Below are 20,857 nucleotides of genomic sequence, written 5' to 3' on the forward strand. Positions count from 1 at the left end.
CCGCTACGAACGCAAAGCCGAACACTTCCTGGCCTTCACCAGCATCGCTTGCACCCTCATCTGCTATCGCAGACTCACCAAATGAGATGACTTCTAAGTCGCCGACGCGGTGCTCGACTGGGTCGGGCAGCGCGACACCTCCCCGGCCCGCTGACGCGAAGCCCCCGATCAGGCGCAAGTGACCGCACAAGACACCGGTCGCGGGTGCCGGAGACAGGGCGTTGGTACCCGCGACAGGGCGCCGTGCCGAGGCGGAAGATCTCAAGTCCGATGACATTCGCGGGCGCGGGACAGGGCGTCGAACCGTTCGGGACAGTCGGCAATGCCGCGTTCTCAGGCCGTTCCGGCGCCCGCCAACAGTTCGACGTGGCCGCCCCATATGGCCCTGACAAGCTGGGCAACACTGTGGAACGCGGGGTACGGGCCGGCAAGGACGGCACCGTACATGCGCGCGACGCGCCGGAGAGTCGGTTGTCAGACCTGGTCGGCGCCGGCCCGCTTGCGCGCACGATAGTTGCGCAGGTTGGCCGCGTTGCCGCAGACGCGGACGTCGTGCCAGACGCCGCTGTTGTTGCGCGAGCGATCGTAGAAGGCAGTCAGGCAGCGCGTGTTTCGGCAGGACTTCAGGCGCCGCAGAGTGTCGGTGTACTGCGCCTGGTAGGCCTCCATGAGGGCGAGGGACGCCACCTGCCGCCATCCCGTACCGCGAGGCTCAACGAAGATCACGGCCAGCTGCCGGGCCAGACCGTCCGGATCGGGGGCGCCGGCTTCGGCGGCGGTGACGATGAGACGGTCCCGGAAGTCACGCTTGTGCCGCTCGACCAGCTGAGCAATGTCGGGGATTTCACCCGCGGCTTCGATGGCCGCGTTGTGGAACGGGCAGCCGCGCTGGACGGCGGACGGGTCCGTTTCAAGCGGATCGAAGATGGCGAGGAGCCGCTCGACGGGGGACAGGTCGTCGCGGTCGAGCTGGAGTTCGGACGCGATCGGCGTGTCCTGATAGCGGCGCAGGTACGCCTCGAGGCACACGTGCGCGGACCGCACCCAGGAGATGGCTGTCAGACCTGGTCGGCGCCGGCCTTCTTGCGCGCCCGATAGTTGCGCAAGTTGGCGGCGTTGCCGCAGACGCGAACGTCGTGCCAGACGCCGCTGTTGTTGCGGGACCGGTCGTAGAAGGCAGTCATGCAGCGCGTGTTACGGCAGGACTTCAAGCGGCGCAGCATGTCGGTGAACTGCGCACGGTAGGCCTCGATGAGGGCGAGTGACGCCACCTGTCGCCATCCCGTACCGCGGGCCTCAGCCTGAATGTGCCCGTGCTCGTCGAGCCGCAGGGCGGTGGGCAGGGTTATCAGTGACGCCGCGGGGCCGGGCTCCGGTACCGAGTCGCCGGCCTGATACTGCAGGATCTGGCCCAGATCGTCACGGAAGTCGCGAAGGCCCCGTACGTCCTCGGCTGTGAGTTCGATGCCGGGTGCGGGCTGGTTGGTCGCGCCACTCCAACTCTTCAATGCCTGGTCAAGCCAAGTACGGGCGCCCTCGACGGACTGCAGAAGGTCGGGCTCGCGTGGCTTGCCGGCGGACAGTGTGTTGAGCAGGTCCTGTACGAAGGCCAGCCCGCCCGGGGCGGGCTCCAGGCCGTATCGGGCTGTCGCAGTCCAGGACATTCTCGGATCTCTTTCCGTGACAACAGCTAGGGCAATATACCCGTAGCATATTTGCTTGTTACGCTAAAAAGTCTAACTCTCCGCGTGCAGGTGCCAGCTTCCCGAAGAATGGCGCAAGCTGCGGCCGGTTTGTCCGTGCAGGCCGTATAGCTTGGGTGAGTCCACGAACAGAAGCATCTGAATGTCGTATGCGCCTCTGCCGGCGGCACCATCCGCTTCGCCCCCGTTCATGGGCAGCCAGGGCCGACAGCTCAGCCCTTGGCGGACCTGGCCGAGCCCCACAGGGCTCCCTGGTTGATCCGGCCAGGATGCAGTTCCAGCATGCCGCGGTAGAGGTCGAGGGTGGTCGTGGTGCGCTCTGCCACTGCCTCGAAGTCGTCGATGTAGCGCCGGGTCTCGCCGATCGTCTTCGGGTCGTCAGGCCGCTCGGGGTTCTTGTGTCCCGCGACTACCGCTTCAGGCTGCAGTGCGGCGATGGTGTCCAGCGCGTCAAGCCAGGCTCGGCGGCCCTCGGCGGACGATTCGGCGAGGTAGAGGTGCACATCGTTGTAGACGGCGTCTCCGGCCACGACCAAGCCGATCGACGGCACGTGCAGACATGTGGTGTCGTCGGTGTCCGTGTGCCCGAGTCCCACGACGACGAGGTCGTGACCCTCCAGCTCCAGCCGATCGCCGGCCAACGGCTCCGCGGCGACGAGCCTGTCCGGGATCTGCCCTGGGAAGCGCTTGTCCCAGAACGACGCGACGAACTCCGCTGCCATCTGCTTCTTCATCTGCTCCACCACCGCCGGCGTCGCCACCGCGCGCGCCCCGGGGAAGCGTTCGAGAAGGGTGCCCAGCCCGAACCAGTGGTCGCCGTGCCCGTGGGTCACGAAGACTGTGGTGAGGTTCTTGCCGCTCGCCGCCACCCAGTCGGCCAGCCGGTCGGCCTGCTCGGCCGTCATCAGCGCGTCGACGAGAACCGCATCACGCTCGCCCGAGATCAGTGTGGCCGTGATGGGCGACCACATGCGCCGGGGGAGGTCGGGTGGCAGGTCCGCGATCTCGGTGGGGATCGACGGCGCTACGTGGACACTCCAGCTCAACTGCGCTCCGGACATGATCGCTTCCTTGGGACTCAGAGGCAGCCTCGACGGAGCTGTGACCGCTCAGCCGTTTCGGTACCTGTGCGTGCTGCCTGGCCTTCGTACTTCTCCAGCCGAAGGTACGTCGCCCCAGCGGCAGAGTCAAAATCCATATGCCTATGTCGTATTGTTGTTGCGTAGGCGCCACATTCCCATGGCCCACGCGGCGGCGGTACGCAACCGTGTGCATGACCGGACGACCGTGCGAGCCGCACATCGCCCGTCGAGGGAGGCGTCATCATGACCGCGTCCACCCCCAGCTCCCTGGCGTACGAGACCTTCGTTTCGGACGGAACACCCTGGGCCGGCGAGGCACGTCTGCCGAATGGTGACCGGCTCGTTTCCTCACCGGTGACGTCGACGCTGATCTACGGGGACGACGATGCCGTCCTGGTCGATCCGCCTTTCACCCGTGAACAGACCGAGCGGGTCGGTGACTGGGTGGAGAGGTCGGGCAAGCGCCTGACCCGCATCTACTCAACCCATGGGCATGGCGATCACTGGTTCGGCACCGCAGAACTCGTGAAGTGATTCCGCGGCGTCACCGTCTACGCGCCCCGCGGCACCATCGAGGTCATGCACCAGCAGGCCACCGAGGGGCGCGTTGAAATGTGGGACAGGCGCTTCCCCGACCTGATCCCCGACAGCCCGGTTCTGGCCCAGCCCATTCCCGCCGAGGGCTTCCTGCTGGAGCGCGCCCTCATCCAGGCCGTCGAGGTCGGGCACCCGGACACCGACGAGACGTCCGTCCTGCACGTACCGTCCATCAGCCTCGTAGTGGCCGGGGACGTCGCCTACAACGTGGTGCACCAGTACATCCTCGAAGGCGGCGACGGCGGCCTGCGGAAGTGGCTCACGGCCATCGATCGCGTCGCCGCGCTCGAGCCGCGCAACGTTGTGGCCGGCCACAACAACAAAGACCTCCCGGACGATCCCGCCATTCTCGACCGAACCCGGCAATATTTGCTGGACGTCATGCGGCTTCTCGACCAAAACCCCACTGCCCGCGAGTTCTTCGACCGGATGACAGGGCTTCACCCGGATCTGCTCAACCCGGGGCCCGCGTGGTACGGAGCGGTCGGGCTGCTGGGAAAGTGACCCGGCAACGCCCTTCGTAGCGACAGTGCGGCGAATGATTCGGGCGATGCCGCCACGCCGAGAGTGTCGATCGTGGACCCTTGCCGATCGATCACCCTTTGGGTGTGCTCGACAACGCTGTGGTGACGCCGCATATCGGTTACGTGGGCCGGTATCCACATGAGGCCTTCTGTCGGGACGCGGTCGAGGACATCACCGCACGGGAAGCGGGAACGCCTCTTCGCGCGCTGTCCCGACACTTCGCAATCCACCCCTGAGCGCCGTCGCCTCCGATCCGCTCCTCGCCGCCCCCTGCGGGCCGGCCTCCGGTACGGCACATCAGGGCAGTCGCATCATCTGTCACCGGCAGCGCACCATCCCCACTGTTCGCTCAATTCTCACGATTTGCTCCCTGTGTCCGGGAATGTCCCCCACCCCTCGACTCGTTCGACATAGGTGAAGCGCATATGCTTCTTTCGTAGAGGGCTCGACGAGTCGGCAACTGACTTCACGTGCCGTGTCGCAACCGATGGAGGTCTCCAAATGATCATTGACGCTGCGGAACTCGACTCCACTCACGCGTACAAACTGCTGATCGGCAGCATCATTCCGCGTGCTGTGGCCTGGGTCAGCACGGTCTCCACGGAGGGCGTCGCCAACCTGGCACCCGTCTCCTTCTTCACCGCGGTCGGGCGGAAGCCGCCCATGGTCTCGCTGACGCTCCAGCCGCAGGCGGACGGGCAGACGCTGAAGGACACGTACTACAACATCCGTGAGACCGGAGAGTTCGTCACCAACATGGTGACGCTGCCGCAGGCCGACGCCATGCACAGTTCGGCGTTCGAGTTCGAGCCCGGTGTGGACGAGTTCGAAGTGCTCGGGCTGGAGAAGGAACCGTCCGTGGTAGTGCGCGCGCCCCGGGTCAAGGGGGCTCCGATCTCCTTCGAGTGCGTCGTTGACCGCATCATTCCGGTCGGCGACGACGGGGTCGATCACGTGGTGTGGGGCAGGGTGGTGCGGTTCCACGTCAGGGACGACGTGTACCTGGAGCGCGGACGCATCGACACCGCCGCGCTGCCGGCCGTCGGCCGACTCGCCGCCGAATACACCGTGGTCGACAACATCTTCACCACACCCCTTGACAAGGAACTACTGGAAGCCCGACGCGGACGCCGGATGAAGCGCCTGGACGCGAACCCGACCGACTGGTCCCCGATCGACACCGAGGAATGGACCCCCTCGGGCTCGACGTCGGCTCCCGGAAAGTGAGAACGAGGATGAAGACGGAGCGCATCGGGCACAGCGATGTGCGGTTCCGGAGCCAGGGCGAGGGCGAACTCGCCGTGGTGTGCGTGCATGGCTTCCTGGATGACCAGTACGTCTGGGATGGCATGATCTCCGCGCTCACCACGTCCGGCGTCGAATGGGTCACGCTCGACCTGGCCGGCTGCGGCGATCGAACGGAGGCGAGCGGACCATTCGATTACGACCGGTTCGCGGCCGAGGTGGGCTCCGTGGTCGACGCTCTCGCCAAGCGCTTCGTGGTGGTCGGGCAGAGCATGGGAGCGGCGGTCGCCGAACTAGTCGCCGCCGAACGGCCCGAGAGGGCTGCGGGCCTGGTGCTGGTGAACCCAGTACCGCTCGCAGGCACGCACGTGCCCGATGAAGTGGTCGACCGGTTCCGTTCCCTGGGAGGCGATCCCGCGGCACAGCGCGCGTTGAGGATGCAGTTGTCGCCCGCCTGGCCGGCGGCCGAACTCGACCGTCTGGTGGTCAGCGGGGCGCGCACACGTCCTGAGGTTGTGCGTGGCCTGGCCGACTGCTGGAACACGGGCCACCCCGCGGGCAGGCGGCCCAGTCGCTTCGAGGGGCCCACCCTGGTGGTGCTCGGCGAGGATGACGGATTCGTCACCGAGGAGCTGGTGAGTAGGCACGTCCTGCCGCGGTTCGGATCGGTGCGCTCGGTGCCGGTCGGCGAGGCCGGGCACTGGTCGCACATCGAGCAGCCGGCCAGGGTTGCCGGCCACCTCGATGACTTCCTGACCGGCGTGCTCCCCTCCGATCGCAAGACCCCGTCAGGGATCGTGCCTACGCAGGGTTGGACGAACGCTTTCGCGGCGAAGTCGTCGGACGCGTTCGGCGAGGTTTTCGCTGCCGACGTGGTGCTGGAGGCCAGCGTGCTCACTCGTCCCGTCGAAGGCCGGGGCCAGGTCAAAGAGGTGATGGGCGCGGCGAGTGCCGTCTACGAGTTCCTCGCCTTCACCCAGGAGGCCGTCAACGGGCGCCGCACCTACCTGGAGTGGGAAGCCAAGGCGTTCGGGGGCGTGCACCTCGACGGCGTGACGATCCTGACCAGGGACGAGGACGGGCAGATCGTTCGCATCGCCATCCATCACCGGCCGCTCGACGCGGTCAAGCGATTCTCGGCCGAGCTGCGCGAGCGGCTGCGCGGCGTGGTCGACACCGAACATTTCCACCAGGGCTGAGTCCCGGGCTCATCGAGGAGGTTGACGATGGTTGAACGCGAGGATGTCGAATTCGAGGCCGACGGCGGTGTGACGCTGCGCGGATGGCTCTTCCGGCCGCACGGGCCGGGCCCGCATCCGGCGATCACCATGGCTCATGGCTACGCCGGAGTCAGGGACCACGGACTCGAACCGTTCGCGCGCGCTTTCGCCGAGGACGGGTTCGTCGTCCTGCTGCACGACCACCGCACTTTCGGGGCCAGCGACGGGCTGCCGCGGCAGGACGTCGACCCGTGGCAGCAGATCGCCGATTGGCGGCGGGCCATCTCCTATCTGGAGAGCCGGCCCGAGGTCGCCCCCGACCGGATCGGGCTGTGGGGTACGAGCTATGCCGGCGGCCATGCCCTCGTGCTGGGCGCGACCGACCGCCGGCTGCGCGCCGTGGTCTCCCAGGTGCCGACCATCAGCGGCTACGAGCAGGGGCTGCGCCGCGTCGCACCGGACGCCGTAGCGGCCCTCGAGGAATCCCTCGCCGAGGACGAGCGGGCCCAGTTCCGGGGTGCGGTTCCTCGCACCCAGGCCGTCGTCGGCAGCGACCCGGCCGTACCCGCGGCCTACCGGTCACAGGATGCCATCGACTTCTACCTGCGACCCAAGCCCGACGGCGTGTGGCAGAACGAGGTCACGGTCCGCTCCACCCGCGCGGCCCGCATGTACGAACCCGGGACCTGGATCACCCGGATCTCCCCCACCCCGCTGCTCATGGTGGTCGCCCTGAACGACACGGTGACCCTCACCGACCTGGCGCTCGCCGCCTACGAGCGTGCGCTGGAGCCCAAGCGCCTGCAGCTGATCCCGGGTGGCCACTTCGACCCGTACACCACTCAGTTCGACCAGGCCGGCGCCGCGGCCCTCGCCTGGTTCCGTCAGCACCTCGCCTGACAGGCCGACAGGGGCCAGAGCCACACCGCCGGTATGACCGGCCCGAGACGCAGGAACAGCCATGCCTCATCTGACGTACTCCCTTGATGACGGTCTCGCCACACTCGTTCTGACGAACCCGCCGCAGAACCGCATCGATCCGCAGATGGCCACCGAACTCACCGAGGCCCTCGACGCGATCGGACACAGCGGCGCCCGCGCCGTCCTCGTACGAGCCGAGGGCCCGGACTTCAGCTTCGGAGGCGACATCGTCGACTGGCCCGAGACGGACGTACGGGAACTGCGCGCCCTCTTCGAACGCTACATGCAGGTCTTCAACCGGCTCGAAAGGCTGCCGATCCCGGTGATCGCCGCCATCCACGGGCTGTGTTTCGGCGGCGGTCTCGAACTCGCGCTCCGCGCCGACGTGATCTTCGCCGCCGAGACGGCCCGCTTCGGCCACCCCGAGCAGACGCTGGGCATCGTCACGCTGCTCGGCGGGATCTACCGGGTGGCCGAACGGGCTGGACGGGCACGCGCCGCGGAATGGGCCCTCACCTCCGAGCAGGTGCCCGCCAGGGTCATGGCCGACGCCGGCGTGGTCAACCGGGTGGTCGCCGACGACGCCCTGCTGACCGAGGCAACGGCTTTCGCCCGCAAGGTGGCCAAGGGCCCCACCCGCGCCTACGCCGCACACAAGGCCCTGCTGCGCGCCTGGGCCATCGGCGGGGTCTCGGCGGCGGACGAGGCCATGTTCGACATCGCCATGCCTCTCTTCGAAACAGTTGACGTCAAGTCCGGCCTGGACTCGGCGGTCACGGCATTCAAGGCCGGGCTTCCCCGCCCCGGAGTCGACTTCCGGGGCCACTGACGGCCCAAACTCATGGGGCGTCACCGTCAACGCGACGCCGGACTCCCAGGGCTCAGGATCACACGCCTCTTTCCGGCCTGCACAAAGCCCACTCCGTCGACGCGAAGACATCACGCCGCACTGACGCCGACCTCCGCGCCAACGACCGTATAAGCGAGCCGACTTGGCGCGCCAGCAAAGGGATCATTCATGGACACACAGGGCCCTGCATCAGCAGAGCGTCCGGCAACCGGCGACCGCGCAACAGAACCGGTCTTCACACTTCATCGCGGCGGCAAGATGGAAATCGCCGCAACGGTGCCGCTGCGGGGCAGCGAGGACCTCTCCCTCGCCTACACGCCCGGCGTCGCCGAGGTGTGTTCAGCCATCGCTCAGCAGCCCGAGCTCGCGCACGACTACACCTGGGCCTCGCACACCGTCGCGGTGGTTTCGGACGGCACCGCGGTGCTCGGCCTGGGCGACATAGGGCCCAAGGCTTCACTGCCCGTCATGGAGGGCAAGGCGGTCCTGTTCAAGCAGTTCGGCGCGGTGGATGCCGTACCGATCGTGCTGGCGACCACGGATGTGGACGAGATAGTGGAAACTGTCGCCCAAATCGCGCCCTCCTTCGGTGGCATCAATCTCGAGGACATCTCCGCTCCGCGGTGCTTCGAGATCGAACGCAAGCTCCAGGACCGTCTCGACATCCCGGTCTTTCACGACGATCAGCACGGCACAGCCGTGGTCACCCTCGCAGCCCTGCGTAACGCCGCCCGGCTGACCGGCCGCCGGCTCGCCGATCTCCGCGTGGTCGTCTCCGGCGCCGGGGCGGCCGGTGTCGCGATCGCCATGATCCTTGTGGAGGCGGGCATCGGGGACGTCGCGGTAACCGATCGTCAGGGCGTCGTACACCGTGACCGTGGCGACCTCACCGCCGCCAAGCGTGACATCGCCCTCCACACCAACCGGGCCGGGCTCACCGGCACCTTGCGGGAGGCCCTGGCGGGCGCCGACGTCTTCATCGGCGTCTCCGGCGGCACGGTCCCCGAATCGGCGGTCGCCACCATGGCAGAGGGAGCGTTCATCTTCGCCATGGCGAACCCCACGCCGGAAATCCACCCCGACGTCGCCCGCAGATACGCGGCCGTCGTGGCGACCGGCCGAAGCGACTACCCGAACCAGATCAACAACGTCCTCGCTTTTCCCGGCATCTTCGCCGGAGCCCTCCGCGTCCGCGCCTCCCGCATCACCCCCGGCATGAAACTCGCCGCGGCGCATGCTCTCGCCTCCGTGGTCGTCGACGAACTGCGTCCCGACCACATCATCCCCTCCCCCTTCGACCCGCGGGTGGCCCCCGCGGTCGCCGAGGGCGTCGCCACCGCCGCCAGGCTCGAAGGGGTGGCCCGGCGCTGAGCCATTCGGGCGGCGTCACCACAGGCAGTCATATGGTCGTCAATAATTCACGGAGAAATTCGCAGTGCATCCCCAGCATCAGGCCCCGCACCACAGGCGCCGCATTCCCGTCCGCGCCTGGCTGCAACCGTTCCTCATAGGCCTGGTCATCGTCTCCGCGTTCGTCAGCTGCTACATCGGCCTCATGCGCGATCCCCAACCGCACCGGATGCCAGTGGCGGTCACGGGGCCTGAGCTCGCGAACAGGGTCCAGCAGGTCCTGGGTGATTCGATCGACGTCCGGCGCGCCGACTCGCCTGACGAGGCACGCGACGCAGTCCGGCATCGCGACGTGGTGGCCGCACTCGGCGCGGAACATCATGACAAGGCTCTAAAGCTCGACGTCGCGAGCGCGAACGGCCTGTCAACGACAACTGCGGTCACCAAGCTCGTCACGGCCTACGGGAACGGGGCCGGCCAGCGCGTCACTGTCTCTGACGTCGTGCCGCTCACCCGGTACGACGCACGCGGCATGGCAGGGTTCTACGTCTCCTTCGGAGTGACCCTCTCCGGCTTCGTCCTCGCCCAGAACGTGGTGGGGTTGAGCAGTCTGCTGCATCTGCGGCACCGCTTCACCCTCATGGCCGTCTTCTCCGCGGCGTCAGGCCTTGTCGCCGCCGCCATAGCCGGCCCCCTCCTCGGCTCCATCCCCGCACCGTTCCTTCCTCTCGCCTTCGTACTGGCCCTGCTGGCCGCTGCAGCAGCGTTCACCACGAAATTGCTGGCCACATACCTCGGCCCCATGGGCATTCCCGTCGCCACGCTGCTGCTCCTGACTGTCGGCAACTCCACCAGCGGCGCAACGGTCGGCAGCGACCTGATGCCCGGTGGAGCCCGAACACTTTCGGCACTGCTGCCTCCCGGTGCCGCCGTCCGAGGCGTCGCCGACCTCAGCTACTTCCAGGGTTCCCATGTCCTCGCCCCGCTGGCGACGCTCACGTTGTGGGCTGCAGGTGCCGCGCTCCTGCTGGCCATTCGTACCAACCGCCCGGCCCCAGCCCTCAGGCTGCCTGACGGACCGCCGGATGGCCTTCTGGAACCAGCGCCCTCCACTGATGCCATGAAAGAGCGGAGCCTCCCGCTCCGGCCGGGTGCGGACGATGCTCTATCCAGGAAGTGAGATTGCGTCCGCGGGAAGTTCATCGACGAGATGCGGCTCGACACCGAGGAGTACGCATACAGCGCCGAGGAAACCCCACGGGCTGGCCCTGTGCGGTGATGGTGAAGTGAGGGTTTGCCCTGCGGCGGCGATGAGACGGGGGTGCGAAGCCGGTCTGCCCGGCCGAGCAGGTGTGTCCGTCGGCCTCGGCGGCGGTGATCAGTGCCTGGATGAGCCGGAGAGCGCGTCCTTGGACGGGCTTGGTCAGGCCGAGCGGCTGGCGTTCGTCCTGCATGGCCCGGACCACGGCGTGCGGCCGAGCGAGCCGCGAGGGGACGGGGACGGGGTCGAGGACGGCAAGGCGCCAGGCGGGGATGTCGACGAGCTTGATCTCGTACCCGTCACGGCACCAGCTTCCGTACAGCTCCTTCGTCTCCGGAATCCTTCCGGACCTGCGTGCCGCGGCGACGCGGGACGGCCACTTCTCCAAGTCGGGACCACTGCCCCTCTTGACGATCCTGCCGCCGGTTTCCGCGAGCTCCTGCAACAGCTGTTCCGTGAACGTCACACGAGGCTGTGATGGAGGGTCCGGTTTCCGCCCGGCGGCCGGAGTCGCCTGCCCTCGGGCGGACTGGGGTCGTGGAGCGGCGGTCTGAGTGTTCCGCGGGCGTGATCCGCGGGGAGGGTACGTGCCGTGTGCCAGGTAGTGCCGGCCGGCGCTTGTCAGGGCGACGCTCCACTGCCCGGCCTTCCAGGAGACCGTCACGAGGCTTCGGTTGTGGAGTGCCTGGCAGGTGGTCTTGTAGGAGCTGGTGTTCCATACGCCTGCAGGGCACCCGGCTCCCACCCACTGCAACACCGACAGCTGCCGCTCATTGACCTGCCGTTCCAATGGCCCGCCTTCGACTCGCAGTGACGTACGACGGCGGCATGGTGCCAGGTCTGTTCGTCGACGGCGGGCGCTTCGAGTTAATTCGCTCGAACGAGCGGGCTGACGTGGATGGAAGCCGGATAGACGGAAAAGAGTAGGTGGGCGCTGTCCTACGGAGGGTCTGACTCCTGAGATCTCTGACCGGGGTGTCCTGATCACACTGTGTCGACCACCGGCTGGGGACAGTGCGTTGCTGGTCTCGGGCTGACCGGGCGTGTCTCGATAGGGGCTTGCCGGACAGGCGTCATCACGATTCCGACCGTCCGCACGGTCTGGTGCCGGCTACGCGATAAGCCGTCGGCCTGAGAGGTCATGAGCGTGATCGGCATGTCTTCCGCTTCGCGTCCTCGTCGGCGCCGGCCGGCGGCGGAGGTGGTCCTGGGAGTGGACACGCACCGGGATGCCCATGTGGCCGCTGTGCTGTCCCTGGTGGGGGAGGTGATCGGCACCGACGAGTTTCCGGCCACCGCGGCTGGATACCGAGACCTGCTGGGGTGGGCCAGGGCTTCGGGTACGGTGCGCCGGGCCGGAGTGGAAGGGACCGGTTCCTTCGGGGCGGCCCTGTCCCGCTACCTGCTGGCCCAGGGCGTGGACGTTTTCGATGTGAACCGGTTCGACCGGGCCGACCGCCGACGGCGCGGCAAGTCCGACCCGCTCGATGCCGAGAACGCGGCCCGGGCGGTGCTGAGCGGGCGAGCGCGCGCCCAGGCCAAGACTGGCGACGGGCCGGTGGAGATCGCCCGGATGTACAAATTGGCCAAGGACTCGGCGGTCAAGGCCCGCACGCAGGCGATCAACCAGCTCAAGGCCGTCCTCATCCGTGCGGATCCGCAGCTGAGAGAGGAACTTGCCGGGCTGGGCAATGCAGAACTCTTCCGCACCTGCGCACGGCTCGTCGACGACAGCTCGAACCACGAGGCCGACGAAGGGGCGGTGCTCCACGCTACGCACATCACCCTGTGCCTGCTGGCCAGGCGCATCAGTCAGCTCAGCGAAGAGATCCAGGGCCTGGAAGGCCGCCTGACCCGGCTGGTGGAGCGCCACGCTCCGCAGCTGCTTGAGGTGGTGGGCATCGGTCCGGATACGGCCGTCACTTTGCTGATCACGGTGGGGGACAACCCGGAACGCCTGGGCAGTGAGGCGTCCTTCGCGGCGCTGTGCGGGGTCAGCCCCGTCGAGCGTTCCTCGGGCAGTCGGCAGTACCGTCGCCTCAACCGCGGCGGCGACCGGCAAGCTAACGCGGCCCTGCACCGGATCGTGCAGACTCGCCTGCGCGTCGACCCACGTACCCAGGAGTACTACGAACGCCGCAGCAAGGAGGGCAAGACCCGGCGGGAGATAGTCCGAAGTCTCAAGCGCTATGCGGCCCGGGAGGTCTTCCACCTGGTCAGACCTGTGCAGCCGCAACCCTCGTCATAGGGGCAGTCGTGAGACGTGAGAGGGTCTGGGGCGTGAGTGAGACACCCCCGAACACCCTGCAATACCGCTTTGACGGGCCAGAAGACGCTCCGGTCCTGATCTTGGGTCCCTCACTGGGTACCACATGGCACATGTGGGACCGCCAGGTGCCGGAGCTGACCAAGCAGTGGCGGGTCCTGCGCTTCGACCTGCCCGGTCACGGCGGGGCCCCCGCCCACCCGGCCGGATCCGTCGCCGAGCTGGCCACCCGGCTGCTGGCCACGCTGGACTCCATCGGCGTGCAGCGGTTCGGCTACGCGGGCTGCGCGCTCGGCGGTGCCATCGGTATCGAGCTGGCCCTGCGCCACCCCGAGCGGCTCGCCTCGCTGGCGCTGGTCGCGGCCTCGCCCCGGTTCGGGACCGCCGACGAGTTCCGCCAGCGCGGGGTGATCGTCCGTACGAACGGGCTCGACCCGATCGCCCGGACCTCGCCGGACCGCTGGTTCACCGGAGGGTTCGCCGCGGCCCAGCCGGCCATCACCGAGTGGGCGGTGCAGATGGTGCGCACCACCGACCCGGGCTGCTACATAGCCGCCTGCGAGGCGCTCGCCTCGTTCGACGTACGGAGCGAGCTGGGCCGGGTCGGCGTGCCGACGCTCGTGCTCGTCGGGTCCGACGACCAGGTCACCGGGCCCGCCGAGGCCCGCACCCTGGTCGCCGGCATCCCGGACGCCCGGCTCGCGGTCGTCCCGGGCGCCTCGCACCTGGTCCCGGTCGAGCAGCCGGCGGCCGTCACCGACCTCCTGGTGCACCACTTCTCCACCGCCTGGCAGCAGCCCTACGACACCGGCCAGATCGCCCTGCCGGCCGCCCCGGTCAGCCCGGCCATCGCCGCGGCGCCGCACGTCACGCCGGTCGCCGAGATCGCCCCGGCCGCCGTACCGGCGCAGCCGGCCGCGCAGGGCGACCGGTACCAGACCGGGCTCAAGATCCGCCGGGAGGTGCTCGGCGACGCGCACGTGGACCGGGCGCTGGCCGAGGCCGACAGGTTCGCCGGGGAGTTCCAGGAGTTCATCACCCGCTACGCCTGGGGCGAGATCTGGGACCGGCCGGGCCTGGACCGCCGTACCCGCAGCTGCATCACCCTGACCGCGCTGGTCGCGGGCGGCCATCTGGAGGAGCTGGCCGGCCACGTCCGGGCCGCCCTGCGCAACGGGCTCACCCCGGACGAGATCAAGGAGGTGCTGCTCCAGGCCGCCGTGTACTGCGGGGTGCCGGCCGCGAACAGCGCGTTCCGGGTGGCCCGGCAGGTCATCCAGGAGGAGACCACGCCCGCCGAGTGAGCCGTGCCGTGCCGCGCGAGGCGGACGGTCGGTCCGGCAGGATGGTGTGACATGAAGCTCACGAAGAAGTCCCACGCCTGTGTCCGCCTCGACAAGGGCGGTCAGACGCTCGTCATCGACCCCGGCGGCTTCAGCGAGGAGGACGCCGCGCTCGGCGCCGACGCCATCCTGATCACGCACGAGCACCCGGACCACTTCGACGAGTTCCGGCTCCGGGCCGCCATGGAGAACAACCCCGCGGCCCGGATCTGGACGCTGAGGTCCGTCGCCGAACGGATCACGGCGGCCTTCCCGGGCCGGGTGCACACCGTCGGCCACGGCGACACCTTCACCGCGGCCGGCTTCGACGTGCAGGTCCACGGCGAACTGCACGCGGTGATCCACCCGGACATCCCGCGGATCACCAACGTCGGCTATCTCATCGACGGCGGCAAGGTCTTCCATCCCGGCGACGCCCTCACCGTCCCCGCCCATCCGGTGGAGACGCTGATGCTCCCGGTGATGGCCCCGTGGAACAAGATCTCCGAGGTCATCGACTACGTCCGCGAGGTGCGGCCGCGGCGCGCCTACGACGTCCACGACGCCCTGCTGACCGACCTGGCCCGCCCGATCTACGACCGCCAGATCGGCGCCCTGGGCGGCACGGACCACCGGCGGCTGACCCCAGGGGCGTCCGCAGAGGTCTGAGTCCGTTGTCAGTGGCTCCGGGTAGGTTGTGAGGCATGCGCATCGCTACCTGGAACGTGAACTCGATCACCGCCCGCCTTCCGAGGCTGCTGGCCTGGCTGGAGAGCAGCGGCACCGACGTGCTCTGCCTGCAGGAGGCCAAGGTCGCCGAGGAGCAGTTCCCGTTCGAACAGCTGCGCGAGCTGGGCTACGAGTCAGCGGTCCACGCCACCGGCCGGTGGAATGGCGTGGCGGTGCTCTCCCGCGTCGGCATCGAGGACGTCGTCAAGGGACTGCCCGGCGACCCCGGCTTCGAGGGCGTGACCGAGCCGCGCGCCATCTCGGCGACCTGCGGCCCGGTCCGGGTCTGGTCGGTGTACGTTCCGAACGGCCGCGAGGTGGAGCACCCGCACTACGCCTACAAGCTCCAGTGGTTCGAGGCCCTGAAGGCGGCCGTGTACGGCGACGCGCAGGGCGGCCGCCCCTTCGCGGTCATGGGCGACTACAACGTGGCACCGACGGACGACGACGTCTACGACGTGGCCGCCTTCGAGGGCTCCACCCATGTCACCCCGGCCGAGCGCGCCGCCCTCGCCTCCCTGCGCGAGGCCGGCCTGAACGACGTGGTGCCGCGCCCGCTGAAGTACGACCACCCGTTCACGTACTGGGACTACCGCCAGCTCTGCTTCCCGAAGAACCGCGGCATGCGCATCGACCTGGTGTACGGCAACGAACCCTTCGCCAAGGCCGTCAAGGACTCCTACGTCGACCGCGAGGAGCGCAAGGGAAAGGGTGCCTCCGATCACGCTCCGGTGGTGGTCGACCTCGACGTCTGATGCCACGCTGGGTCCATGAACCTTCCGTTCCTGGGCCACCGGCACAAGAAGAACGGCGACCCGGCGCTCCCCGCCGACCCCGAGGGGATCGCCGCGCTGCTGTCCGAGTGCGAACTGCTCCGCTCGCAGGCGGCCCGGGCGGGCGTCCGCCTCGACGACACCCCGGCCTCCCTGGAGGCCCTGGACCAGCTGGTCCCGCGCTGGCGCGACGACGCCGAGACCCTGCCCTGGCTGGGCAACGACGCGGGACTGTATCTGGGCACGGTCGTGGTGCGCACCGTGCCCGGCGCCGCCTGGCTGATCCGCCCCGACGGCGAGCCCGTCGTACGGCTGGCCTCCGGCCGTGAGGTCGAGGTGGCGGGCGCGGGGCAGGACTGGGCCGCGAGCGGCGTCCCCGAGCTGTCCCAGCTGTACGCGGAGATCGCCGAGAACTGAGCCGGTATCTCCCCCTGGACACCGGCCAGTTCACGTACTCCACGCGGACGCCCCTTTGCGCGCGGAGGAGTTCCTTCCTGCCGGGAGGCCCATCGCCGCCGACCCTCGACTAAGATGTGCCGTTCTGCATGCTGCGAGACCCCAGGGGGCGGCAGTTCACACGGGCCATGCTCGTCCGGCGGCAGCCGGAGATCACTGCTCGCGCACGGGGACGGACACGTACGACGGGTCGTCCGGGAGCGAGGAGAAGGTCAGCTGCGCGCCGGACGGGTTGTGCTCGATGTACAGCGGGTCGACCGTGTCGACCACCAGCGCGAGGCGGTGCCCGGCGGGTACGTCGTAGGCCGTGGAGAACAGGTCCAGGTCGACGTCGAACGGCTCGCCGGGCGTCCGCCCGTGCCAGGTGTACGGCGCGTTGGTGACGAGCTTGCCGATACCGAGCGGACCCACGTCGTACAGGTAGGCGACGAACGTGCCGCTCTCCGCGGTCGGGGTCAGCGTGGTGTGCAGGGTGGCCGTGCCGCGCACCTGCTGGGTGCTGCCGTACCGCTCCGACTGCCACACGGCCGCCCAACGGCGCGGCAGCAGCGGGATGGCGGCCATCGGCGGCAGCTGGGCGACCTGGTCGAGGATGCTGGAGAGGAAGACGATCCCGCCGTCCGCGCCGGAGTCGACGTTCGCGTGGATGGTGGTGGAACCCGGGAGCGCGAACTTCCGCCGTGTCGCCTCGACCGACTTCCAGTCCGGGTAGCCCTCGTATCCCCCCGCGCTACGGGACTTCAACTGGACCGGCTGTTCACGGTCGATGCCGTTGTCGGCGCCCTTCAGGTAGTGGTCGAGCCAGCGCTCGGTGTCCGTCCAGACGTCGTTGGGCAGCCCGAACAGGCCGGTCAGCTCGGCGGTCGCGTGGTCGCCGGGGCGCAGTTCGAGCCGCTTGGGCACGGTCAGCTTCTGGTAGAAGTCGGCGTACTGGTTGGCCGGGAAGACCGTGTCGCCCCAGGCGTTGGCGAGCATGAGGGCCGCGCCGTTCTTGTTCAGCTGGTCGACATAGGTCGCGGCGGAACGCTTCCGCCCCCAGTCGATCATCTCCTGTTCCCTGGACAGGTCCGAGGCGTAGAAGTGGTCGAAGATGTCCCGGACTTCGGGGCTCTCCCGGCCGGTGAGGGTGGCGGCGCCGTCCAGTACGGCGGCGGCCTGGACGTGCTGGGTGCGGCCCGAGTAGATCGAGTCGATCAGGTCCGACCAGCCGCTCAGCGCGGCCACGGCCTTGATGCGCTTGTCGTGCGCGGCGGCGAGCAGGCTGATCCCGGCGCCGTACGACACCCCGGCCATGCCCACGTGGCGCGGGTCGGCCGGGGTGTTGGCGAGGGCCCAGTCGATGACCTTGGAGGCGTCCGCTATGTCCGGCGGACCGGCCACTTCTATCTGTCCGCCGGACTGCCAGAAACCGCGCACGTTGTAGGTGAGCACCACATAGCCGGCGTCGGCGAGCTTCTGCGCCTGGGCGAGGTACTCCACCTGGGGCAGGCCCCAGCTCGTGGGCAGCACGATGAGCGGGTAGCTGTGCGAGCCGTCGGTGCCCGCGGGCGTGACGACGTTCGCCTTCAGTACGGTGCCGCCGTCGCCGGTGATGTCGACGAACCGGACGGAGGGCGTGCCGGCTTGAGCGGCGGGCGCGAGGCCGACGACGCTGCCGGCGATGAGCGCGGCCGAGACGGCTCCTGCGGCGGCGGTGCGCAGAGCGGTGCGACCATGTCCCATGGGGTCACTCCTTCACTGGTCCAGTGCAAAGTGACCCGACGGTAACCGTCACCTCTTACCGTAAGTAACCCGTCGGTAAGTTACGTGCCAGTAAAGTTTGTTGAACGGCTAAGCGGCCGTGTCGGCCGAGGTCGCCTCGGGCAGGGGAGTGCGCGCCGCCCGCGTCACGTCCGCCACCAGCTCGACCACGTCCGGGCCGTACGCCTCCGAGTTGAGCACCTTGAGCAGCAGCACGAAGGAACCCGTGCCGTACTTGCGGGCCAGCCGCTCGTGGTGGCGGGCGAGATAGCGGGTGGCGGCCTGGTTGTTGATGGCGCGCTGGCCGCAGAAAAGGAACACGGGCCGGGCGTCCCGCCCCAGGGCGAGCCGGGCGAGCAACACGTACTCGCTCTGCCCCTTCTCCAGCCGGTAGTTCTCGGCGCCGATGCGGAACGCACCGCGGTCCGGGCCGGGTTCTGCGCCCTTGTTCACCCGCACACCCGGCAGCATCGAGGCGAGATGGGCGGCCATCCGGCGGTTGGAGGCCGGACCGCCGAGGCAGAACTCGGTGCGCTCGCCGAAGCCCTGCTGTGCCACGTCGTGCGCAACGACCCGGGCGTTCGCGTGGCAATCCTTGATCAGGGCGGAGAGTTCCAGCAGCGCGAACACGTCGTGCCGCATCACCGCCAGTTCCGTTCCGCCCGCGTCACGGTTGACCACGAGCAGCGACTCCGAGTTCTCCGGCAGCCCGAAGAACGCCTGCTTGCGCCGCAGTTTGCGGCGCCACAGATAGGTACGGGCGAGCCAGCCCAGCGAGGCCGATATCGCGGTCGCCACCAGGCCCAGGACGATGTTGCGCACGTCGTCGTTCATGGCCGGGCATGGTAGCGGGCCCGGGGAACGGCTACGTACCCGTGTTCGATCTGTGACGGTCGTATGGCGAGTGGCCGAGGCGTACTGTCGGTACTACGGCAATCTGGCTACGCTGCGCGGACTGTCCCGACGGGAGGTTCGGATGGGTCGTCCTGGCACGCGGAAACTGGCGGTTGTCGCGGTCTCGGCCGCGCTGGTGTCGGTAGGGGCGGCGGCGCCACCCGCCGCCACGACGAGCGGCACTCCCACCAAGGTTCCCGTGGCGGTGGGCTACGGCGGCGCGGTCGCCAGCGTCGACGCCGACGCCTCCGCCGCCGGCATCGAGGTACTCAGACACGGCGGCAACGCGGTCGACGCGGCCGTCGCCACCGCCGCCGCGCTCGGCGTCACCGAGCCCTACTCCTCCGGCATCGGTGGCGGCGGCTACTTCGTCTACTACGACGCCAAGTCCCGCACGGTGCACACCATCGACGGCCGCGAGACGGCGCCGCTCAGCGCCGACTCCGACCTGTTCGTGGAGAAGGGCAAGCCGCTCGCCTTCGCCGACGCCGTCAGCAGCGGCCTGAGTGTCGGCACTCCCGGCACGCCCGCGACCTGGCAGACCGCGCTGGACGAGTGGGGCAGCAAACGGCTCGGCACGGTCCTGAAGCCGGCCGAGCGGATCGCCCGTGACGGCTTCACGGTGGACGACACCTTCCGCTCGCAGACCGCCTCCAACGAGACCCGGTTCCGCTACTTCCCGGACACCGCGAGGCTGTTCCTGCCGAACGGACAGCTGCCGGTCGTCGGTTCCACCTTCAAGAACCCCGAACTGGCCCGCACCTACGAGGAGCTGGGCCGCGAGGGCGTCGGCGCCGTCTACCGCGGGGACATCGGCGACGACATCGTCAACACGGTCGAGCACCCGCCCGTGGACCCCGCCTCCGGCTGGAACGCCCGCCCCGGCAAGCTGGAGGAGAAGGACCTCGCCGTCTACCGGGCCAAGTTCCAGGCGCCCACCAGGACGTCGTACCGCGGCCTGAACGTGTACTCCATCGCCCCCTCCTCCTCGGGCGGCACCACGGTCGGCGAGGCCCTCAACATCCTGGAGAACACCGACCTTTCGAAGGCGAGCGAGGTGCAGTACCTGCACCACTTCATCGAGGCCAGCCGCATCGCCTTCGCCGACCGCGGGCGCTGGGTCGGCGACCCCGCCTTCGAGGACGTACCGACCAAACAGCTGCTGTCGCAGGAGTACGCCGACTCGCGCGCCTGCCTGATCAAGGACGACGCGGTCCTGACCAGCCCGCTCGCCCCCGGCGACCCGCGCCACCCGGCGGCCTGCGGCAAGGGCGGTACGGCGGCCCCGACGACGTACGAGGGGCAGAACACCACGCATCTGACCGTGGCCGACAAGTGGGGCAACGTCGTCTCCTACACGCTCACCATCGAGCAGACCGGCGGCAGCGGCATCACCGTGCCCGGCCGGGGCTTCCTGCTCAACAACGAGCTGACCGACTTCTCCTTCACCCCGGCCAACCCGGCCGTGCACGACCCGAACCTGCCGGGCCCGGGCAAGCGGCCCCGCTCCTCGATCTCCCCGACGATCGTGCTGGACAAGAACAACCGGCCCGTGGTGGCGCTCGGTTCGCCAGGTGGCGCGACCATCATCACCACCGTGCTGCAGACCCTCACCGAGTTCCTGGACCGGCATCTGCCGCTGGTCGACGCCATCGCCGCACCCCGCGCCAGCCAGCGCAACGCGGCCCAGACGGAACTCGAACCCGCCCTGTACAACGGCGACTTGAGGAAGCAGCTGGAGGCCCTCGGGCACTCCTTCAAGCTCAACCCCGAGATCGGCGCGGCGACCGGCGTACAGCGGCTGCCGGGCGGCAAGTGGCTGGCCGCCGCCGAGAAGGTACGCCGCGGCGGCGGCTCGGCGATGGTCGTGGACCCGGCACCGTAGGCCGCAGCGTGTCGCAGGCCTGCGACTCGTGACGCGGC

The 20,857-nt window shown here is 68.9% G+C and carries 20 protein-coding genes; 14 read left to right on the forward strand and 6 right to left on the reverse strand.

Annotated elements, in window-relative coordinates; all coding sequences use genetic code 11:
• Positions 1-474: 474 nt before the first annotated feature.
• The 3 genes from ACWCQS_RS20085 to ACWCQS_RS20095 form a co-directional block, all read right to left on the reverse strand.
• A complete protein-coding gene (locus ACWCQS_RS20085; protein WP_451005656.1) occupies positions 475-1,029 on the reverse strand; it encodes a CGNR zinc finger domain-containing protein in 555 nt (184 codons plus the stop codon).
• Positions 1,030-1,058: 29 nt separating this feature from the next.
• Positions 1,059-1,664 carry a CGNR zinc finger domain-containing protein gene (locus ACWCQS_RS20090; protein WP_451005657.1) on the reverse strand — a complete coding sequence of 202 codons (606 nt, stop codon included), beginning with the start codon at positions 1,662-1,664 and terminating at the stop codon, positions 1,059-1,061.
• 251 nt (positions 1,665-1,915) lie between these two features.
• Positions 1,916-2,764 carry an MBL fold metallo-hydrolase gene (locus ACWCQS_RS20095; RefSeq protein ID WP_451005658.1) on the reverse strand — a complete coding sequence of 283 codons (849 nt, stop codon included), beginning with the start codon at positions 2,762-2,764 and terminating at the stop codon, positions 1,916-1,918.
• 264 nt (positions 2,765-3,028) lie between these two features.
• Here ACWCQS_RS20095 and ACWCQS_RS20100 point away from each other — a divergent pair, with 264 nt between their 5' ends.
• The 8 genes from ACWCQS_RS20100 (at position 3,029) to ACWCQS_RS20135 (ending at position 10,673) form a co-directional block, all read left to right on the forward strand.
• Entirely contained in the window at positions 3,029-3,319 is a 291-nt protein-coding gene (locus ACWCQS_RS20100) for an MBL fold metallo-hydrolase (RefSeq protein ID WP_451005659.1), read from the forward strand.
• A gap of 45 nt (positions 3,320-3,364) precedes the next feature.
• The gene (locus tag ACWCQS_RS20105; RefSeq protein WP_451005660.1) at positions 3,365-3,886 is read left to right on the forward strand and encodes a hypothetical protein; all 522 of its coding nucleotides are present in this window, start codon (positions 3,365-3,367) and stop codon (positions 3,884-3,886) included.
• Between the two features lie 522 nt (positions 3,887-4,408).
• Positions 4,409-5,134 carry a flavin reductase family protein gene (locus ACWCQS_RS20110; RefSeq protein ID WP_451005661.1) on the forward strand — a complete coding sequence of 242 codons (726 nt, stop codon included), beginning with the start codon at positions 4,409-4,411 and terminating at the stop codon, positions 5,132-5,134.
• An 8-nt stretch (positions 5,135-5,142) separates the two neighbouring features.
• The gene (locus ACWCQS_RS20115) at positions 5,143-6,351 is read left to right on the forward strand and encodes an alpha/beta fold hydrolase (protein WP_451005662.1); all 1,209 of its coding nucleotides are present in this window, start codon (positions 5,143-5,145) and stop codon (positions 6,349-6,351) included.
• A gap of 27 nt (positions 6,352-6,378) precedes the next feature.
• Entirely contained in the window at positions 6,379-7,272 is an 894-nt protein-coding gene (locus ACWCQS_RS20120) for an alpha/beta hydrolase (protein ID WP_451005663.1), read from the forward strand.
• Between the two features lie 61 nt (positions 7,273-7,333).
• Positions 7,334-8,122: an enoyl-CoA hydratase/isomerase family protein gene (locus ACWCQS_RS20125; RefSeq protein ID WP_451005664.1), complete on the forward strand. Its 789-nt coding sequence runs from the start codon at positions 7,334-7,336 to the stop codon at positions 8,120-8,122.
• Between the two features lie 189 nt (positions 8,123-8,311).
• On the forward strand, positions 8,312-9,514 hold the full coding sequence (locus tag ACWCQS_RS20130; RefSeq protein ID WP_451005665.1) for an NAD(P)-dependent malic enzyme: 1,203 nt from the start codon (positions 8,312-8,314) through the stop codon (positions 9,512-9,514).
• 64 nt (positions 9,515-9,578) lie between these two features.
• Positions 9,579-10,673: a hypothetical protein gene (locus ACWCQS_RS20135; RefSeq protein ID WP_451005666.1), complete on the forward strand. Its 1,095-nt coding sequence runs from the start codon at positions 9,579-9,581 to the stop codon at positions 10,671-10,673.
• A gap of 19 nt (positions 10,674-10,692) precedes the next feature.
• Here the strand turns inward: ACWCQS_RS20135 and ACWCQS_RS20140 are convergent, their stop codons facing one another.
• Positions 10,693-11,220, reverse strand: a complete 528-nt coding sequence (locus tag ACWCQS_RS20140) for a hypothetical protein (RefSeq protein ID WP_451005667.1) — start codon at positions 11,218-11,220, stop codon at positions 10,693-10,695.
• Positions 11,221-11,895: 675 nt separating this feature from the next.
• Between ACWCQS_RS20140 and ACWCQS_RS20145 the strand changes: the two genes are divergently transcribed.
• Genes ACWCQS_RS20145 through ACWCQS_RS20165 form a run of 5 tightly spaced genes read left to right on the forward strand, consistent with a single transcriptional unit; the run spans position 11,896 to position 16,261 of the window.
• Positions 11,896-13,002: an IS110 family transposase gene (locus tag ACWCQS_RS20145; RefSeq protein ID WP_451005668.1), complete on the forward strand. Its 1,107-nt coding sequence runs from the start codon at positions 11,896-11,898 to the stop codon at positions 13,000-13,002.
• A 32-nt stretch (positions 13,003-13,034) separates the two neighbouring features.
• Positions 13,035-14,324 (forward strand): bifunctional 3-oxoadipate enol-lactonase/4-carboxymuconolactone decarboxylase PcaDC, encoded by a 1,290-nt coding sequence (gene pcaDC / locus ACWCQS_RS20150; protein ID WP_451005669.1) that lies wholly within the window; start codon positions 13,035-13,037, stop codon positions 14,322-14,324.
• 51 nt (positions 14,325-14,375) lie between these two features.
• The gene (locus ACWCQS_RS20155; protein ID WP_451005670.1) at positions 14,376-15,011 is read left to right on the forward strand and encodes an MBL fold metallo-hydrolase; all 636 of its coding nucleotides are present in this window, start codon (positions 14,376-14,378) and stop codon (positions 15,009-15,011) included.
• Positions 15,012-15,046: 35 nt separating this feature from the next.
• A complete protein-coding gene (locus tag ACWCQS_RS20160) occupies positions 15,047-15,826 on the forward strand; it encodes an exodeoxyribonuclease III (protein ID WP_451005671.1) in 780 nt (259 codons plus the stop codon).
• 15 nt (positions 15,827-15,841) lie between these two features.
• Positions 15,842-16,261: a DUF6278 family protein gene (locus tag ACWCQS_RS20165; RefSeq protein ID WP_451005672.1), complete on the forward strand. Its 420-nt coding sequence runs from the start codon at positions 15,842-15,844 to the stop codon at positions 16,259-16,261.
• Positions 16,262-16,453: 192 nt separating this feature from the next.
• Here ACWCQS_RS20165 and ACWCQS_RS20170 read toward each other — a convergent pair whose 3' ends face one another.
• Both ACWCQS_RS20170 and ACWCQS_RS20175 read right to left on the reverse strand, forming a co-directional pair.
• On the reverse strand, positions 16,454-18,022 hold the full coding sequence (locus tag ACWCQS_RS20170) for a CocE/NonD family hydrolase (RefSeq protein WP_451005673.1): 1,569 nt from the start codon (positions 18,020-18,022) through the stop codon (positions 16,454-16,456).
• 108 nt (positions 18,023-18,130) lie between these two features.
• The gene (locus tag ACWCQS_RS20175) at positions 18,131-18,874 is read right to left on the reverse strand and encodes a hypothetical protein (RefSeq protein ID WP_451005674.1); all 744 of its coding nucleotides are present in this window, start codon (positions 18,872-18,874) and stop codon (positions 18,131-18,133) included.
• A gap of 142 nt (positions 18,875-19,016) precedes the next feature.
• Between ACWCQS_RS20175 and ggt the strand changes: the two genes are divergently transcribed.
• Positions 19,017-20,819, forward strand: a complete 1,803-nt coding sequence (ggt, locus tag ACWCQS_RS20180; protein WP_451005675.1) for a gamma-glutamyltransferase — start codon at positions 19,017-19,019, stop codon at positions 20,817-20,819.
• Positions 20,820-20,857: the final 38 nt, after the last annotated feature.

The sequence above is a fragment of the Streptomyces sp. NPDC002076 genome (assembly GCF_053593835.1).

Bases quoted from the DNA above. Each gene is read 5' to 3' on its own strand.
- ACWCQS_RS20165 (WP_451005672.1), top strand. From the start codon at position 15,842: ATGAACCTTCCGTTCCTGGGCCACCGGCACAAGAAGAACGGCGACCCG.
- ACWCQS_RS20115 (WP_451005662.1), top strand. From the start codon at position 5,143: ATGAAGACGGAGCGCATCGGGCACAGCGATGTGCGGTTCCGGAGCCAG.
- ACWCQS_RS20100 (WP_451005659.1), top strand. From the start codon at position 3,029: ATGACCGCGTCCACCCCCAGCTCCCTGGCGTACGAGACCTTCGTTTCG.
- ACWCQS_RS20105 (WP_451005660.1), top strand. From the start codon at position 3,365: ATGCACCAGCAGGCCACCGAGGGGCGCGTTGAAATGTGGGACAGGCGC.
- ACWCQS_RS20175 (WP_451005674.1), bottom strand. From the start codon at position 18,874: ATGAACGACGACGTGCGCAACATCGTCCTGGGCCTGGTGGCGACCGCG.
- ACWCQS_RS20160 (WP_451005671.1), top strand. From the start codon at position 15,047: ATGCGCATCGCTACCTGGAACGTGAACTCGATCACCGCCCGCCTTCCG.
- ACWCQS_RS20155 (WP_451005670.1), top strand. From the start codon at position 14,376: ATGAAGCTCACGAAGAAGTCCCACGCCTGTGTCCGCCTCGACAAGGGC.
- ACWCQS_RS20130 (WP_451005665.1), top strand. From the start codon at position 8,312: ATGGACACACAGGGCCCTGCATCAGCAGAGCGTCCGGCAACCGGCGAC.
- ACWCQS_RS20095 (WP_451005658.1), bottom strand. From the start codon at position 2,764: ATGTCCGGAGCGCAGTTGAGCTGGAGTGTCCACGTAGCGCCGTCGATC.
- ACWCQS_RS20110 (WP_451005661.1), top strand. From the start codon at position 4,409: ATGATCATTGACGCTGCGGAACTCGACTCCACTCACGCGTACAAACTG.
- ACWCQS_RS20090 (WP_451005657.1), bottom strand. From the start codon at position 1,664: ATGTCCTGGACTGCGACAGCCCGATACGGCCTGGAGCCCGCCCCGGGC.
- ACWCQS_RS20120 (WP_451005663.1), top strand. From the start codon at position 6,379: ATGGTTGAACGCGAGGATGTCGAATTCGAGGCCGACGGCGGTGTGACG.
- ggt (WP_451005675.1), top strand. From the start codon at position 19,017: ATGGGTCGTCCTGGCACGCGGAAACTGGCGGTTGTCGCGGTCTCGGCC.
- ACWCQS_RS20145 (WP_451005668.1), top strand. From the start codon at position 11,896: ATGAGCGTGATCGGCATGTCTTCCGCTTCGCGTCCTCGTCGGCGCCGG.
- ACWCQS_RS20125 (WP_451005664.1), top strand. From the start codon at position 7,334: ATGCCTCATCTGACGTACTCCCTTGATGACGGTCTCGCCACACTCGTT.
- ACWCQS_RS20170 (WP_451005673.1), bottom strand. From the start codon at position 18,022: ATGGGACATGGTCGCACCGCTCTGCGCACCGCCGCCGCAGGAGCCGTC.